Genomic DNA, 17,274 nt, shown 5'->3' with positions numbered 1-17,274 from the left:
GGTTCCACCCCACACCCCCGCAGCACGTTGTGATCGCCATACCTTCGACACCCTGAGGACTGCACGTGACGAACTCGACCGCAGGCGCGCCGGTGCGCCTCCGCTGGAACGCTCCTGCTCGGCGCTGGACGGAGGCGACACCCGTCGGCAACGGCTCGATCGGCGCCATGGTCTTCGGTGATGGACGTGGTCGGCTTGCCCTCAACGACTCCTCGGTGTGGTCCGGGACTCCCGACGCACCGCACGCCGCGTTGAACAAAGTCATTGCGACCGGCGCCGGTCCCGAACGCCTGCGGTCGGTGCGGGATGCCGTGGCGAGCGGCGACGACGCCCGCGTCGAAGAGCTGCTGCGCACCTTCGAGGGCCCGTGGAGTCAAGAGTTTCTTCCTCTTGGCGACCTCGACTTGGAGCTGGGCCCGCTCGATGATGCACCGTACGAACGCGTGCTCGATCTCGACGCCGCCGTGGTCACCGAAAGATTCAGATGCCGCGATAGCGCCGTGAAACGACGCACCTGGGCATCCGCGTCCGACGATGCGCTGTTCGTCGAGCTGGTCTCCGAACACCCCATCGACGCCGCCCTCACCTTCCGGTCCGGATTGCGCGTGGTCGAGCGGGCGGTCGATGCCTCCGGCATCAGCATCGTGCTCGAGACTCCCGTCGACGGTGCACCAGCCCACGAGCCGGAGGCCCCGGCGCACCGGTGGCGGGGCGCCACTCTGCCAGCAATCGATTTCGACCCGGTCGCCGCTGTCGCCATCGCGATACGAGCGGACGGCAGCACCGCCGTCGAGGGCGACACGGTTCGCCTCCGACACGTGCGAAGCATCCTTCTCACCGTGACGACCGAGACGAACGCCCGTCGTGCTTGGCAGCGGGTACCTATGTCGAGCCGAGACGACCTGCGCACGACTGCTCGCGGACGGGCTGACGAACTCGTGCAGCACCATCCCGAATCGCTCAGGCACAGCCACATGACGGCATCCTCAGCGGAGCTCGGCAGTTCACGACTCGCGATCGGCGCGCGGCAGGAAGAGCCTGTGGACGTGGTCGCACTGCTCTCGGCGGGCGATCATCGTGCCATCGCCACGGTGATGTATGCGTTCGGTCGCTACCTCCTGTTCTCGTCATCGCGCGCGGGCTCTCCGCCGGCAAATCTGCAGGGCATCTGGAACGACTCGATGCGGCCGCCCTGGTCGTCGAACTACACGATCAACATCAACACCCAGATGAACTACTGGCTCGCGGAGCGAACCGGTCTTGGTGCCCACCACACGCCCTTGCTCGATCTGATCGAGAGACTCTCGCGCAATGGGGAAGCCGTGGCGCGAGAACTCTACGGCGCTCGCGGATGGGTGGCACACCACAACACCGACCCTTGGGGCTACGCGTTGCCTGCCGGGGCTGGTCATGGTGCCGCGTCGTGGGCATTCTGGCCCATGGGCGGCCTCTGGCTGTGCGACCACCTATGGCAGCGCTGGGAGTACGGTCGCGATCGCGACGAGCTGGCCGCGCGAATGCTGCCGATTCTGCGCGGAGCGAGCAGCTTCGCACTCGACTGGCTCGTGCGACTCCCCGACGACTCGCTAGGCACGTCACCGTCCACGTCGCCAGAGAACTCGTTCCGCAGGCCGGATGGCTCCATCGGCAGTGTCTCCACGTCGAGCACGATGGATCTCACGTTGATTCGCACCACCTTCGAGCGAACGCTCGCCGCCGCAGCCGTCGTGGGGGAAGCCCTCGACGACCCCCTGCTGGTGGAGGTGGCCGCCGCACTGCCGCGGCTGCAACGGCCCGAGATCGCGGGCGACGGCTCGCTTCGCGAGTGGGGGGTGGAGGCATCCTCGTCGGACCCGCACCATCGTCACCTCTCCCACCTCATCGGTCTGTTCCCGCTGAACGAGATCGATAGCGAGCGCACGCCTGAACTCGCAGCAGCAGCACGGCGCACCCTCGACCTGCGCGGTCCCGGCGCCATGGGCTGGTCGTGGGCGTGGAAGATCGCGCTGCGGGCCCGCCTCGGCGACGGCGAAACGGCGCTGTCGCTGTTCCGTGAGGCGACTCGCCTCTACGCCGACAACCCCGATGTGGACGCGCCGGTGGACGGATCCGAGTGGGGAGGCCTACTGCCCAACCTCTTCTCGACGCATCCGCCGTTCCAGCTCGATGGCAACTTCGGCTTCACGACCGCGCTCGCGGAGATGCTGGTCGGTTCGGGAACAGGCCAGGACGATGATCCTCTGCGCCTGCTTCCCGCTCTCCCTGCCGAGTGGCCAGAGGGAGAGATCACGGGCATCCGCACACGGGGCGGGTTGGCCGTCGACCTGAGCTGGCTGGACGGGCGTCCCTCAGAGCTCACATTGACGGATGCCACCGGCGCGGCTCGCGACCACATCACCGTCGCGTTCGACGGCAAGCGTGTCGTTCTCCCTGTCAGCGCCGATCCCATCTGTCTCGACGACGTATTCGCAGCGGACCCCGCTTCAGAGGAGTAGTACAGCATCCAGCGGCGCGCCGTTCCTCGCTGGGTGCATCCACGAAGTCGTGGCCGTGCACCTCTATCGGTGCACGGCCACGACTCGCGCTACTTCTTGATCGACTTGTCGTACGCCGTCTGCAAGGTGCTCAGGTAGTCCTTGAGGCCGAGGCCGTCGAAGCCCTTCACGTACGAGTTCCAGTCCGTGTCGAGGCTCTTGGATCCCGTGATGAACGCCAGTGCGTTCTGCGTCACGTAGTTGTCGATATTCGTCTGCTCCGTGGCCACCTGTGTGGCCTTGGCCGGGTCGGGCCAGACCTTCCACGACGGGTAGATCTCGCTCTTGTCTTGGTGACCCACATAGAGCTGGGTGGCATCGAAGAGCCGCCGCTCGTATCCCGACGGGTCGTAGATGTCGGTCGGCTCGGCCTGCGACTCGCGGAAGGCTGCGTTCTGGTTGTAGGTCGACAGAGCCTGCCACGCGTCGGCGTTCAACTGATCAGTGGTCTGCTGCAGGTTGACGAACTGTGCTTTCACCTTCGAGTTGAGCGCTTCGTCGCCCGGCTTGGCCTTCGCCCATCCCTTGCCTTCCGGTCCGAAGTTGCCGTCGAGTTGGCCCTGGTCGGTGAAGAGGTAGTCCATCATCTTTATGGCGGCCACCTGGTCATTCTCCGACGCCTTGTTCGTCAGCATGAACGTGGCGCCAGGGACGCTGCCATACGCGTAGGTCGCATAGTTCGCCCCCTTCGGCCCGGTCAGCGGCGGCACGGCGTCGTAGTCCTTGTCGCGGCCGTCCTTAGCACTTGGGCTCACGAAGATGTACGGGTGCAGGGCAGTTGCGCTGCCAAGCAGCACCGGACCGGAGTTGTTGCCCTCCTGGGCGAGTGCAGCAGGATTCTGGGTGAAGGCACCCTTGTCGATAAGGCCTGCATCCCAGAGTGACTTGATGTACTGGAGGCCTTCGCGCCATCCCTCCTTGTTCGCCTGGATATCGACCTTGCCGTGATTGAGCACGGTCGTCGATTGGATCCCCTTGTCGGGGTTCTGCGGGTCATAGATGAACGCGTTCATGAAGTACGGGATCAGGGTGTCGTGCGAGTCGCCGCTGAGCGGAATCTCGTCATTCTTGCCGTCACCGTTCGGGTCGTCATTCTTAAAGGCGTCGAGCACCTTCATCATGTCTTCGGTGGTCTTCGGCATTTGGAGATTGAGCTTCTTGAGCCATGCCGTGTTGATCCACAGCTTCGAGGGGTATTGGATGTGCAGGGTCTCGGCGAGCTGCGGCAGACCGTAGATCTTCCCATCCGGCGACGTCACCATGGCCTTGTAATCGGGGTTGGTGTCGATCACCTTCTGAATGTGGGGCGCGTACTGCTTGATCAGATCGTTCAATGGCACAGCAACACCCTGCTGCGCAAGCTTCTCGACATCGACCTGGTTGAACTGGTCGACCCAGGGGATAAGCAGGAACATGTCTGGGTAATCACCACTGGCCATCAAGATCTGCCGCTTCTGGGGCGCAACGGAGGAGTCCTGGGTCGTGGTCTGCCACGTGAACTTGATGTTGAACTTCTTCTCGAGCTGCTTGGTGAACTCGTTGGTGGCGAGATCCTGGCCCGTGCCCTGCTGGGCGAACACACTGATGTGCGCCGTGCCGCCGATCTTGTCATCGGAATTGTTCGGCGCGCTGCTGGTGCACGCCGAAATAGCGAGCAGTGCCGCGCTGCTCACACCTACGGTGAGCATGCGTGTCAGCCGGCGCCGACGGCGGCTGCGACTGTCGGTAGCGAGATACATGGGTCTTTCCTCCCTTGGAAATGGACTGCAGTGCGGGATGTGCGGTTGTGTTCGTGGATTCGAGAAAGGCTTCAGCCTTTGACGGATCCGATGAGGACGCCCTTGTTGAAGTAGCGGGCGACGAAGGGGTAGATGACCAGGACCGGCACGCTCGTGATGACGATGAGCGAGTACTTCAGGAGATTGACGAGTTCTTGGTTCTGGGCTTGTGCAGCCAGATCGTTCGTTCCGCCGTTGGTCGCGTTGAGCACGAGGATGTTTCGCAGCACTAATTGGAGCGGAAACAAGTCGGAGCTCTTCAGGTAGAGCATCGCGTCGAAGTAGCCGTTCCACTGACCGATGGCGTACATGAGGGCGATGACCGCGATGAGCGGTTTCGACAGCGGAAGCACGACGCTCCACAGAAAGCGCAGATCGCTCGACCCGTCGAGCGATGCAGCCTCGACGAGTTCCTCAGGGACTGCGGACCTGAAGAATGTGCGCGCGATGATGACCTGCCAGACCGCGATCGCCTGCGGCAGCAGCAGCGACCAGCGGGTATCGAGCATGCCGAGGTGCTGCACCACGAGATACGTCGGGATCAGCCCGCCGCTGAAGAGCATGGTGAAGAGAATCACGGTCATGATGACGTTGCGCCCCATGAATGTGCGCCTCGAGAGCGGCCAAGCGATGCAGATCGTCAGTGTCGTGCTGATGAACGTTCCGGCGACCATGTAGAACAGTGAGTTCGCATATCCAGTCAGCACTTGCGGGTCCGACAAGACCGTCTCGTAGCCCTTGAGCGTGAAGTCGATGGGCCACAGGAAGACCTCTCCTGCCGTCACTGCCTGAGGCGAGGAGAACGAGTTGGCGAGGATATAAAGCATGGGCAAGAGCACGATGAGCACGGCGAACGTGAGACCGAGAAAGATCACGACAAGGAGCGCGCGATCCGTCGGGGACTCGCGGATGTGGCGCTTCTTCGCGCGCAACTTAGACGCGGCCCGACTCACGTCGGCTACACGATCTACCGTCACCACAGCCCACTCCCACTCACTCGACGTGCGACCCAGTTCACAAGCAGGAGCAGCACGAGATTGATCACCGAATTGAAGAGGCCGATGGCTGTAGCCGTTCCGAAGTCAGCGTTGAGGATGCCGAGCTTGTATACGTAGGTCGCGATGATTTCGGATTGCCCGAGGTTCAGCGGGTTCTGCAGCAGATAGACCTTTTCGAAGCCGATGGCCATGATGTTCCCGACGCTCAGGATGAGCACGATCATCGCCGTCGGCATGATTCCCGGAATGTCGACGTGCCAGATCTTGCGCAGCCGCGATGCGCCATCAACCCTTGCCGCTTCATAAAGCGCCGGATCGATGCCGGAGAGCGCCGCCATATAGATGACGGCGGAGTAGCCGGCCGTCTGCCAGACATCCGACCAGACGTAGATGTGCCTGAAGTAGTCGGGGTTGCCCAGAAAGTCGGGCGCAGGAATGCCGAAGAACCCAAACACCTGGCTGACGACGCCTAGTCGTGGCGCCATCATCAGAATCAGCATCGACACGACGACAACCGTTGAGATGAAGTACGGGGCGTAGGTGACCATCTGCACCGTCTTCTTGAACCAACGCAGCCGGACCTCGTTGAGCGCAAGGGCCAGAATGAGCGGAATCGGGAAGCTCGCCAAGATCGCGTAGCCGGACAGAATCAGAGTGTTCGAGATCAACGTCGGGAACACCGGGTTCTGGATCATGGCTTGGAAGTTCGTGATCCCGGACCATGGACTACCCCAGACGCCGAGCACCGGACTGTAGTTCTTGAACGCGATGATGGCGTTGCTAATCGGCACGTACTTGAAAATCACGAAGTACGCGAGCGGCAGGACCGTAAGCAGATAGAGCTGCCAGTGGCGCCGGAGTGAGATCTTCCAGCGCTGCCGAAGGCTACGACGCCGGGGCACCGTGCGGACTGCGGGCGCCTTCCGCGAGGCTCTTGTCGCTGGTGGTGCCGTCGCCGGTGCGCCGGTCATCCGGCTGACCCAGGATGCGCTCGGCGGGCGACGCGCGTTCCGCGCGCCTCCCGTTGTCCAACCTTCGTCATCGAAGACTCCAAACAGATACGGATGCGTGGCGCTGATCCGGGACTCGCGGTCGACAACCCGGCTCGGGATCGTCTCCCCGACAGGGAGCAGCGGCCTCGGGCGGCTCGGATCGTGTACAGCAAAACGTATTTCTTTGCCGTTGTCAATAAATGCGCTCATTTTGCATACTCTGAACGAGCCAGCATGCGACGTCATACCGCAAATCATGCGACTTGTCGGGCCGAGCGCCTTATGACACGGCAGAAAGAAGATCGCCAGATGCGCTACCCTCAGCCTGAGCCGAATCACAGCGTCGGCGCCGTAAAGTAGGGGTCACGGCGACGCCCTGCCACTGACCAGCTAGGTTCACAATGAGCGCAACCATCTCCGAACACGTCGCACGCCGACCCTTCCTGGGTACTGCGACGTCAGCCGAGATCTTCACTCGGATCATCACGCACGGCCCCGTCAGCAGGCTCGACATCGGGCGACTCACCGGACTTTCGCAAGCGAAAGTCACGAAGACGGTCCGTCCGCTCATCGAAGCCGGCTACGTGACGGTTGGCGAACACGCGGAACACTCTTTTCCGGGCCGCCCCGTACGCCCCTTGAGCGTTGTGCCGCGATCCATGATCGCCATCGGAGTCAAGGTCAACGTCGACGAGATCTTCGCGGTCACCATGAGCCTTGGGAACGAGGTGCTCGGGTCGACCCGCAGACGGCTCAAGAACCATGACCCCGACAGCACCGTTGCGGCAATCGTCAAGTCGGTCGAGAGCTTGATCGATCAGCTTGGTGATCTCGCTGCCAGCCTTACGGGTGTTGGCGTCTCGGTTTCTGGCGATGTCGACACGACTTCGGGTATCGTTCGCCACTCACCATTGCTTGGCTGGAGCCACGTGCCCCTCGGCAGTCGGCTCGCAGACCGGCTCGGGCTCCCCATCACAGTGGAGAACGACGTCCATGCGCTGGCAAAGTCGGAGCACTGGTTCGGTGTGGGCACGAACGCCGAGTCCTTCGCCATTGTGACGATCGGTGCAGGCATCGGCTGCGGGATATACGTGAACGATGACGTCGTCGTTGGGGCGCACGGCGTATCCGGCGAGATCGGACATCTCCCCTTGGCGTCGTCTGACGCCGTGTGCGTATGCGGCCGTCGCGGATGCGTCGAAGCGGTCGCATCGTCGAACGCCATTCGTGACGCGGTCCGTCGCGGGCACGATGACCCGGACCTCACCCTGGCCGACGCTGTGCGCCTCGCTCACGAGGCCGACCCGATCGCGGTCGATGCGTTCGAGCGTGCCGGCACGGCCATCGGCACCGCCGTGGCTACCGCGGTGAACCTGTTCGGCCCCGAGGTGGTCGTGATTGCGGGTGAAGGCGTCATGGAATACGACCTCTACGAACGCCGTTTCCGCGAGGAATTCGCCGCACATGCATTCGGCGCCGCCGCGAACTGCCGCCTGGTCGTGCGACGGCACACCTTCGTCGACTGGGCACGCGGAGCTGCGGTCGCCGCGCTGCGCGAGGCGATCACTGTCGCCCCCGCCTCACCCGCCGACTGAAGCGGCGTAAGCGGCTGCGGCTGCTGATGAAAGTGACGCTCATGCGCAGGCCCTGAATAGCGCTCGTACAGACTCGGGGGTTGTGGAACTGTCTGATTAGCGGTGGATCTGGTGAGGCCTGAGTGAGCGGAAGGGCGATGAGTGATGTCATCGACATGATCGATTCTGCGACCGGGGTGACCATGAACGGGGAACGCGACATTCTCGGCATTTGGGCCGACCGGTCGCGGCGCGCTCAGCTTCCGAGAGCGTCGCTTACGCGTTTGGCCGCCGTTTGAATCAGTGGAACTGCGCGTTCACGGAATTGCTCATCAATGCGTCCTTCCGGCCCAGATATCGAGATCGCCGCGGGGACCGGCGCCTCAGGCACGACGACGGCGAAACATCGCACGCCGACTTCCTGTTCACCGTCATCCATCGCGAACCCGCGTGCACGCGTCAATTCGAGTTCGACGAGTAAGTCCCGCATCGTCGAGATGCTCTTAGGGGTGCTTGCTGGCATGCCGGATCGATCGATGATTTCCCTGACGCGTGATTCTGGCAGGCTCGCGAGGATCGCCTTGCCCACTCCGGTGTTGTGTGGATGTACCCGCCTGCCGACCTCGGTGAACATTCGCATCGAGTGCCTCGAAGGGACCTGAGCGACATAGACGATCATGTCAGCGTCGAGAACAGCCATGTTCGCGCTTTCTCCGAGCACTTCAACCAATCGCGACAACTCCGGCCGCGCGACCATCCCCAATTGGGTATGTGCCTTCTCGCCGAGACTGATCAACCGCGGCGCCAAGAGATAGCTCCGGTTGGCGCTTTGGTTGACGTACCCGAGCCCGACCAGAGTCCGGAGCAGGCGGTGGATGGTCGGCGGAGGCATTCCGCTCGCGGCCGATATGGCTTTGAGCGTCGTCTCCCCATCGGAGGAAGCGATCAATTCCAAGATCTCAAACGCTCGCTCGACGGATTGAACTCCACCGCTTCGATTCGCTCGAAAGTCGTCATCCGAGTCGGTGTTCCGGACAGTGTTCGCGTCCGTCACCCCGGGTACCTCCAACAGGCGTCGAGCAGCCCAACCACTTCCTCCTTACCTTAGCGGCCGCCGATCCTGGCGAGTCCACTCCAAGTACCTCGTACCTGCCGGTGATCACCCTTTGAGCCCGCTGCCGAAGCTGCGGATCATGTACCGCTGGAAGATGAAGAACACGATCAGCACAGGCAGACTCGCCATCAGAAGGCCAGCGAAGATTTTCCCCCAGTCTGCGGTGTACTCGCCGACGAACCCGTAGATCTGCACCGGTACTGTCACGTTGGGCGTGCCACCGAGGTAGAGGAGCGGGGTGAAGAATTCGTTCCAGATCGCGATTCCATCGAGGATGATGACGGTACCGGTGACAGGTAAGAGAAGGGGAGCGACAACTCGAAGGAATACCTGGAAGGAGCTAGCCCCGTCTACGCGAGCGGCTTCTTCGTATTCGGCAGGGAGCTGCCGCATGAAGCCGGTGTAGAGGATCACGGTGATCGGTAACTGTACGCCGGCGTTCAGCAGGATCACTGACAGCGGATTGCCGGCCAGGCCCACCTGCGTGAACAGTCGGTACAGGGGTAGCACGCCGATCTGGAAGGGCACCATCATGCCGGCGATGACGAACAAATACCATCGATTGCTCGCCTTGCCGAGGGCGCGAGCGAAGTAGTAGCTGGCACTTGCGCCGACGATGACGAGGATGGTGACGGTCGTCGCCGTGATCAGGATGCTGTTGATGAATGCCGGCCCCAGGCCGCCTGTCTGCCATGCCTGTACGAAGTTGTCCAGATAAAGGCTGGTCGGGGCACCAAGAGGGTTCGCCACGACCTCCGGGGCGGATCTGAAACCCACCGAGATCAGCATCCAGAGCGGGAAGACGAAGATCAGTGCGGCCGCTACCATCACGATCTCGACGATGAAGGTACGCCAGGTGTAGCGCTTCATGACTGGCTCCGATCCCGGAACAGGCGCATCTGAGCGAACGCCACGATTGCGATCAGAATGAACACGATGAGGCCGAGCGCGATGCCGTAGCCGTAGCGGTTGTAGAGAAACGCCTCGTTATAGAGCAAGGTCGAGAGGGTTTGCGTGGAGTACCCCGGGCCGCCTTGCGTGGTGGCGACGACCTGGTCGAACAGTTTCAGAGAGGTGATCAGCGACAGGGTGAGGTTGATCGCGGTTGGTGTGCGGAGCAGTGGCCAGGTTACGTAGATGAACCGCTGGAACGCTCCAGCACCGTCGATCGCCGCCGCTTCGGTGATCTCTTCAGGGATGTTCTGCATCCCGGCGAGAAAGATCACCATGGAGTAGCCGGCATACTGCCAGACCACGACGGAGACCACCCCCCAGATGGCCGTGGACGGGTTGCCAAGCACGTTGAGATTCGAGAACCCAAGCGCTCCAGCCAGCGAGGCGATGGGACCGGACGGCACATACAGGAACTGCCATAGGTACCCCACAATGATCGGCGTCATGACGACGGGAGCGAACAACAGGGTTCGAAGGAGATTGCGGCTTTTGATCCGCGTATTGACCCCGAGCGCGAGCGCAAGGCCAATGACGTTCTGGGCGATGGTGATCGCGGCCGCCATTACCAGGGTGTTGACCAGGGCTCCAGTGGTCTGTGGATCTTTGAACAGGCCCACGAAGTTGTCGATGCCATTGAAGTGGATGGCGCTGCCCAGCCCGCTCCAGTCCGTAAACGCATATAGCACGCCCTGGACGGTTGGGTAGGCGACCATGGCCACGAAGAAGACAAGGCACGGAACGGCGAACCAGAACGATACCGTCACTGCGTGGCTGTGCCGTCGTCGCTTCGTTGTCGCTGCTTGCCGGCGGACGGCTGTTTCGGTACTCATAGTGCTCCCGAAGGGTGTCGATGGAGGTCTCCAGCCCGTGCTCGGGTCGGAGACCTCCATGTGAGAAGAGCTGTCCCGAATCAGGCCCCGGCAAGGACCTTTTGAAGGGCGTCGACGACGCCCTGCACGGTCTGCTTTCCGACAAGCAGGTTCTGACACTCCGCGATGAAGGTCTGCTTGCCTTGGTATCCCGGCCAGAATCCGTTCTCCCACAGCGCCGTCTTCCCGGACAGGTACTGCTTCTGGATGCCCTTCATCTCCGCGGGCACCTTCGTACTCGACGTCGGCGTGTACGGAACACCGAAGTTCGCCTTGGAGGCCGCGGCCATCTGATCCGGCTCACCCATGTAGTTCACGAATGCGACAGCCGCCTTCTGGTTCGAACTGGTCTTGGCGACGGCCCATGCTGCACCGTTGTCGAGCGTGAGGACAGTGTCGGACGCGTTCTGCGTGGCAGGCAGCGAGTACATATCAAACTTCATCGACGGCGCATCCTGCTGCAACGTCGGCAGATTCGAAGCAATGATGTCGACACCGAGCGCCTTGCCCGAGGCGACAAGCTGATCAGCAGCCGTGTCGGAGTATCCGGTCGCGTTGGTCGGGAAGCAGTTCGCCTTCTGCATCTGCTGGTACTCCTCGAGCGCCTTGGTCAGGGAATCCTTCCACAGCTTCGATGTGCTCCACTTCACCTTGCCGCTGGCCAGTTCCTTGGCGAAGTTGGGGTCCTTCGAGTAGACCAGCGTGTTCGCCAACTCCGAGGGCACGACGATCGAGAGATAGCCGGTCTGTGCGCCGATAGCGATCGGGATCACTCCCTTTCCGCTGACGGTCTTACAGAAGTCGAGCATCTGGGAGAAGGTCGTCGGGGGTGAGACCTTGAGCTTCTTCATCAGGTCGACGTTGTATTCGACACCCGTCGGGTTCTGGTAGCTGTTGAGCGCGTAGACCTTCCCGTTGTAACTGACCAGGCTGTTGGCCGTCGTCCCGGTCCGCTTGACCCAGGGACTGCTGCTCAGGTCAGTGAGCTCGTCGGCCTGAGCAAGCGTCTTCGTCGCCATCGCGTTGCCCGATCCACCCCAGACGAACATGATGTCCGGGCCGTGCTTGGCGTCGAGTTGCGCTCGGATCTGGGGCTGATAGGTGTTAGAGACGGCCTGCGTGGTGCGGATTGTGACGCCCGGGTTCTCCTTCTTGAATCCGGCTATCGCATCGTTGATGTAGGCCTGTCCGGACAAGAAGCTGACGGTAAGCGTGCCGGAGAGCTTCGACGCCGCAGCAGTGCTCGAGCCCGATCCCGGCGTGCTGGTGGCCGAGCACGCAGCGAGTGTAGCGACAGCAAGCGCCGCACCCGCCACGACGGTTAGCACTCGCCGCGCGCGCGGTGATCGTTGGGGTGAGTTGAACATCTTCATTGACTCCTTCTCTTGGCGTTCGTGCGATATCGGGATTCAGGACTGGGCCGGCGGCGCCTCTCGCGTTCGACATTCCTCCGTGCCGGCCTGAGACAGAACGAAATAGGGCTGTCCGCAGAGGTCATCGCCAAGATCCGGGTACCGGAGCGGGCCGTGCCCGAGCTCGACGGTCAGGTACCACATGAGTGGGAAACGCGAACGCGTCGCCGCCGCAGGGATCACCGTGTGCATAGTTCCCGACTCGTCTGCACGCGCCTCGACGACATCCCAGGTCGCAGACTGGTCGAGAGCCCGGTAATGCACACGCGCACGCGAGAACGGTGCAAGGTGGGCGACCTCGATCGGGATTCCGGTGCCAGGGTCGTACTCGGTCAGCGTCACAGCCTCGACGCCGACGGCCCCCCTGCTGCGAGGCGCCGGCAGATCGATCATCCGCGCCGAGTCTGCAGTGCCGAGCGTCGACCGCCTCTCGGCGACCTCCTCGAGCTCCGAGTCCAACTGCGCTAGGCGCTCGCGCCAGCTGCCCCGCTCCGTCGGGCGGTCTCCGAACGCCAGGTCGTCGACATAGACCGGAGCAGCTACCTCCACGACCGCCGCGAGCGCCTCACGAGATCGACGCAACGCCACCAGCGCCCGGTCCAGTTGCGCGGGTTCTGACGTGTGCTCGAAGATCGCGACATCCACGCCCGCGCGGATACGCTCGGCGAACATTCGACCAAGACCGGCGAGGATCCGCGCGTCTACGAGCGCCTCGCGCAGGAGCGGCGTCTGAGGCTCGCCCTCAGCGGCGGCGACAGCGGCCTCGGTACGCTTGACGAGCCCGTCGAGCGCTGCGGCCGTGTCGACCGGAGTGTACCGTTCGGAAGCCTCGCCGGCGAGCATGCCGGACACAAAAGCCTCCGTTGTCTCGAACGCCTCGGGGTCGAACGGGCTCGCCGCGGTCCACGTGTATGGAGTGGGGGTGTCGAAGTCGTACGGGCCCGTCTTCTCGTCGTGGAACAGAGGTAGGTTCGTGTAGCCCTCTGGCCAGTAGAAGTTGTTCGACGCGCTGATGCCGAAGGCGACGGTGACGAGGGGAAGGATGCGTCCCGCCGCGCTGAGCGCCTCCTCGACCTTCGCCGCAGCAGCGCCGTATTCGCGTCGGAGGTAGCGTCGCCACTGCTCCGGGTCGCCGTCTGGCTCATACAGCAGGCGACCCCACAGCCGGTAGGCGTACCGGTACTTCTCCCAATCTCGATCCGCCGGACGATGCAGTTCAGGATCCGCGTATAGGTCCCGCGGGCCCTCGCCGGTGCCCTTGCGGCCACGGAACGTCAGAGGCTCACACAGCTCGGCGCCTAGGGCTCCCCCGATGGTGCTCCACCGCCCGTACCCAGCGAAAATGGCCGGATCGGCCCACAGCAGGAATCGCTGAGTGCCCGGCCAGACCCTGAAGATGACATCCTGCTTCCGGTCCACGGCGAGGAAATCTCCATAGCCGTAACGGGTGAAGCGCCGGGTGTTCTGGGTCACACCGGCCAGCGGGTCACCGTTCGCGGGCCGCGCCCGTTCGAGGTCGCGTACCCGCGCCTGGTGGTAAGGGAGACCTTGATGCTCGGCCCAGTACTTGGGAGAAAGGCTCGTACGAGCGCCAGCACTGCGCGCCGCCTCGAGCAACTCGGCATCCACCCCCTTGGAGTGCATGTCGATCTCGACGGGACGATCGACCTCTCGGATCGCCGCCATGACGTGGGACCAGAACACTCCATGATCGCGCTCGGGCACCCCACCCTCATAATGGACGCGAAACGTGACGCCCTCGATCGACGGGCACTCCTCCAGAAGCGCCTTCAACGCCTGGGCCGAGTACTCGGCCACCTGATCGTCATGGAGCCCCACTATCGGGTAGCGAAGCCGCGGGCTCTCCCCGAGCTCAGGACGGACGGCATGATTCCACAGGCCGAGCCGGAAGGAGATACCGCGGCGCCGCGCCTCATCGCTCGCGAAGCGGAGCGCGCTCAGGTTCAGCTGCCGATCGGCTTCATCCACGCCGGTGGCCCGCACGTTCCACCCAGGCAGGTCGAGAAGGAACGGATAGGCGAAACACAGGTAGTTGTCGACTACGTCGACGTCGTGCGAGAAGTTGTACTGCATGCCGAATGCGAGCTGCACGCGGTTGATCCGCTGTGCGGCAAGCTCGTCTAGGTAGCCGGCCCAGAATCCGGGGTCGCGGAACCAGCCGAGATCAAGTACATCGCTGGAGAATGATCGCAACACACCGCGCACCGGGGTCGCAGGTGAATGGGTCTCACTCGTATCGACGACATCCGCTCCCCCGTTCAGCTGGAGCCGATCCGCCAGCTCGGTGATCCCGTAGGCCAGTCCGCGCAGAGCGGGAGCGCTGACGAAGGGTCCGGAATCATCTCGGCCAAGTCGGAACGACTCCGGATCCTCACTGTCCACCTCCGCGAGTTCAACTCGAACCCGGAAAGGGTGATCGACGTGCTCGGTGACCTGCTCCAGACGTGACAGTGCCCAAGGAACCGGGTCTGCAGCGGCCACATCCGGGTCGATCTCGATGTGCACAACGTTGCCCATTCCAGCCCCTTCGCAGATTCCGCTTTGCGGAATGTAAGTTCCGATGAAAGGTCACGTTAGTCCGCCAACCCGTAGGGGTCAACGATTTTGTTCTTAAATCGTCGATATCCGTCGCGATGCGGTTCGGATGTACTCCGATTCGAGTTCGACTCCCCAGCCAGCTGCTTGCGGGGCGACAACTTCGCCACCCACGACGGCTGGAAGTGGGCTGAAGACGCCTTGGGTCCAAGAGGTGGTCTCGATGCTCCACTCCTGCGGTTGAATGCACGCCGGCATGGCAATAGCAAGGTGGAGGCTGAAGACCTGGAGGAGCGAGGAGTTCGCGCAATGCGGCGTACATGGGATCCCCGCCATCTCCGCCAGGACAGCGACCTTCCGGGCTCGCGATACGCCGCCGATGTAGCCGACATCCGGCTGGATGATGTCGACGACGCGTTCGGACACCATGCGGTGGAACTGCGGGAGAGAGGTGTCCTGTTCCCCGCCGGAGACGGCGATATCGAGCGCAGCTGTAACGGCAGCGGTCTCACTAAGCATTGGGAACGGGCAAGGTTCCTCGAAATGTGCATAGCCGTGCTGTTCGAGCAAGCGGCCAACGCGGATCGCCTCTGCGGCCGTGTAACCGCCATTCGCGTCGGCACTCAGCCGGAAGTCGTTTCCGAGGACCTCACGCATGCGAGGAATGATGCTTTCGGTGCGGCCCGGAGACGCGTCACGGTCACGCCCCATTGCGTCGCCAACTCGGATCTTCGCGGCACGGAAGCCGTACTCATCCGCGAGGGCTGCGATCCGCTCGGCCTCCTCGTCGGGGCTGATGGTACGGATCATGCTCGAGGCGTAAACGGGGACCGACGTTCGTGCGGCACCGCCGAGGAGACGCCACACCGGCTCCCCCGCCGCACGAGCCATGATGTCCCAGAGTGCCGTTTCAATGCCTCCCACCGCGCGCAGGAGGAAACTGCTCGGGAACTTATACGTTGCCCGCAGGTACTCATCGACAAGGGCTTCTGCGTCCCATACGTCTCGGCCGAGGAAGAACGGGGCCACGAGATCGTGCAGGACATGCACCGTCGTCTCCGCCTCGTATGGTGCCGCTTGGCCTATCCCGACTGCGCCCTCGTCGGTGCCGACGCGGACCACTGCAAGTGGTCCTCTCTGCAATGTTTCGATCGTGGTGATTCGCATCTTCGACTCCTCTTCGTCGTGATCGCGCGCTATACGATCGCGCCTTGACGGCCCTGCGCGTGGCACCTACCGTAGCGGATTATGGACTCCGAATTCCGTAATGCGACATTGTCGATCCCGATGAGGATGCGCGCCGCCATCCTCGAGAAGGACGCGGCAGAACTCGCCATCTGTCAGATCGCCGTGCCGAGCCCAGAGCCCGGAGAAGCCCTCCTGCGGGTCGAAGCATGCGGGGTGTGCCACACCGATCTTCACGTCATCAAGGGAGACGTCACCTTCCCGCGCCCAGCCGTCCTCGGACACGAGGTGAGCGGCACGATCGTTGCGTTCGGCGAGGGCACCGAGTCGGAGATGACGGTGGGCGATTCAGTCATCGCCGCCTTCATCATGCCGTGCGGCGCATGCCGTCAATGTCAACGCGGACGCGACGACTTGTGTCTGGCGTTCTTCTCCCAGAACCGGCTGCGCGGCACGCTTTACAACGGACGAAGCCGCGTTGCGATGCCGGATGGATCATTCCTCGCGATGTACTCAATGGGCGGACTGGCAGAGTACTGCGTGGTGCCGGTGACCGCGCTCGCTCCGGCTCCGGCTGGCATCGATCTCGCCTCCGTGTGCCTTCTCGGCTGTGCTGGCCTCACCTCTTACAGCGCGGTCTTCCGCGCAGGCTCAGTGTCCGAAGGGGACACGGTCGCAGTGATAGGGGCCGGCGGCATCGGTGGCGCCGTCATCCGCATGGCGATAGCGGCCGGCGCCGGGAGAGTTGTCGCTGTGGACATCTCCGCAGACAAGCTCAACCGCGCCGCCAGCCTGGGCGCGACGGACCTCGTGGACGCGACCGAATCGGATCCCGTCGCGGAGGTCGTCCGTCTGACAGGCGGAGTAGATGTGGCGTTCGAAGCACTCGGTCGATCGGCCACATTCCAACAGGCCACACACATGCTCGGCGACGGCGGACGCATGGTCGCGATCGGGATCGCACGCGGTGCAGAGAGCGCGCCCGTGGAGATCACACCGTTGGTCCGACGCGGACACTCCATCATCGGCTCGTACGGCGGCCGCACGCGAAAAGACCTGCCGAGGGTGGCCGAACTCACTTCAACTGGATTCTTCGACACGAGCTCGATGGTGACCGAACGGTTCGAGTTGGCGGATGCAGGCCGCGCTTTCGGGGCACTCGCTCGAGGCGAGATCGTTGGCCGGGCCATCATTCAGATGAGGTCCTGAACGCCCGCAGTTTCGGACCTGGACTCGCGCGCAAGAAGCCCTCAGAACCTGTGCAATTGGTGCACCGCGCCCGATCCGACCCGCTCGATTGACGCCACC

General features: G+C 63.0%; 12 protein-coding genes. 3 read left to right on the top strand and 9 right to left on the bottom strand.

Translation table 11 applies throughout. The features are described 5' to 3' along the window. The first annotated feature begins 65 nt into the window (after positions 1-65). Entirely contained in the window at positions 66-2,495 is a 2,430-nt protein-coding gene (locus ACYVI5_RS00165; RefSeq protein ID WP_460578477.1) for a glycosyl hydrolase family 95 catalytic domain-containing protein, read from the top strand. A gap of 89 nt (positions 2,496-2,584) precedes the next feature. Here ACYVI5_RS00165 and ACYVI5_RS00160 read toward each other — a convergent pair whose 3' ends face one another. From ACYVI5_RS00160 to ACYVI5_RS00150, 3 genes are all read right to left on the bottom strand, one after another. Then, positions 2,585-4,273, bottom strand: coding sequence for a type 2 periplasmic-binding domain-containing protein (locus ACYVI5_RS00160; RefSeq protein ID WP_460578476.1), 1,689 nt, complete (start codon positions 4,271-4,273; stop codon positions 2,585-2,587). Positions 4,274-4,344: 71 nt separating this feature from the next. Continuing rightward, complete coding sequence (locus ACYVI5_RS00155) at positions 4,345-5,265, bottom strand: carbohydrate ABC transporter permease (RefSeq protein ID WP_460578475.1); 921 nt, start codon at positions 5,263-5,265, stop codon at positions 4,345-4,347. A gap of 20 nt (positions 5,266-5,285) precedes the next feature. Beyond that, complete coding sequence (locus ACYVI5_RS00150) at positions 5,286-6,548, bottom strand: ABC transporter permease (RefSeq protein WP_460578474.1); 1,263 nt, start codon at positions 6,546-6,548, stop codon at positions 5,286-5,288. Between the two features lie 155 nt (positions 6,549-6,703). Here ACYVI5_RS00150 and ACYVI5_RS00145 point away from each other — a divergent pair, with 155 nt between their 5' ends. Beyond that, the gene (locus tag ACYVI5_RS00145; protein ID WP_460578473.1) at positions 6,704-7,897 is read left to right on the top strand and encodes an ROK family protein; all 1,194 of its coding nucleotides are present in this window, start codon (positions 6,704-6,706) and stop codon (positions 7,895-7,897) included. 235 nt (positions 7,898-8,132) lie between these two features. On the opposite strand, the gene ACYVI5_RS00140 is transcribed toward ACYVI5_RS00145, so the two are convergent. The 6 genes from ACYVI5_RS00140 to ACYVI5_RS00115 all read right to left on the bottom strand — a co-directional run bounded on the left by ACYVI5_RS00140 (position 8,133) and on the right by ACYVI5_RS00115 (position 15,948). After that, positions 8,133-8,930 (bottom strand): IclR family transcriptional regulator, encoded by a 798-nt coding sequence (locus tag ACYVI5_RS00140; protein ID WP_460578472.1) that lies wholly within the window; start codon positions 8,928-8,930, stop codon positions 8,133-8,135. Positions 8,931-9,035: 105 nt separating this feature from the next. Beyond that, positions 9,036-9,860, bottom strand: coding sequence for a carbohydrate ABC transporter permease (locus ACYVI5_RS00135; RefSeq protein ID WP_460578471.1), 825 nt, complete (start codon positions 9,858-9,860; stop codon positions 9,036-9,038). Continuing rightward, positions 9,857-10,774, bottom strand: coding sequence for a carbohydrate ABC transporter permease (locus ACYVI5_RS00130; RefSeq protein WP_460578470.1), 918 nt, complete (start codon positions 10,772-10,774; stop codon positions 9,857-9,859). The genes ACYVI5_RS00135 and ACYVI5_RS00130 overlap by 4 nt, the downstream gene beginning before the upstream one ends. 80 nt (positions 10,775-10,854) lie before the next feature. Next, the gene (locus ACYVI5_RS00125) at positions 10,855-12,009 is read right to left on the bottom strand and encodes an ABC transporter substrate-binding protein (protein WP_460578469.1); all 1,155 of its coding nucleotides are present in this window, start codon (positions 12,007-12,009) and stop codon (positions 10,855-10,857) included. 213 nt (positions 12,010-12,222) lie between these two features. Next, entirely contained in the window at positions 12,223-14,763 is a 2,541-nt protein-coding gene (locus ACYVI5_RS00120) for a serine/threonine-protein kinase (protein ID WP_460578468.1), read from the bottom strand. Between the two features lie 93 nt (positions 14,764-14,856). Further along, complete coding sequence (locus tag ACYVI5_RS00115; RefSeq protein ID WP_460578467.1) at positions 14,857-15,948, bottom strand: mandelate racemase/muconate lactonizing enzyme family protein; 1,092 nt, start codon at positions 15,946-15,948, stop codon at positions 14,857-14,859. Positions 15,949-16,029: 81 nt separating this feature from the next. On the opposite strand from ACYVI5_RS00115, the gene ACYVI5_RS00110 reads away from it, so the two are divergent. After that, on the top strand, positions 16,030-17,175 hold the full coding sequence (locus ACYVI5_RS00110; RefSeq protein WP_460578466.1) for an MDR/zinc-dependent alcohol dehydrogenase-like family protein: 1,146 nt from the start codon (positions 16,030-16,032) through the stop codon (positions 17,173-17,175). Positions 17,176-17,274: the final 99 nt, after the last annotated feature.

This window comes from Humibacter ginsengisoli (assembly GCF_054780095.1).
This window is presented reverse-complemented; position numbering and strand designations above follow the sequence as displayed.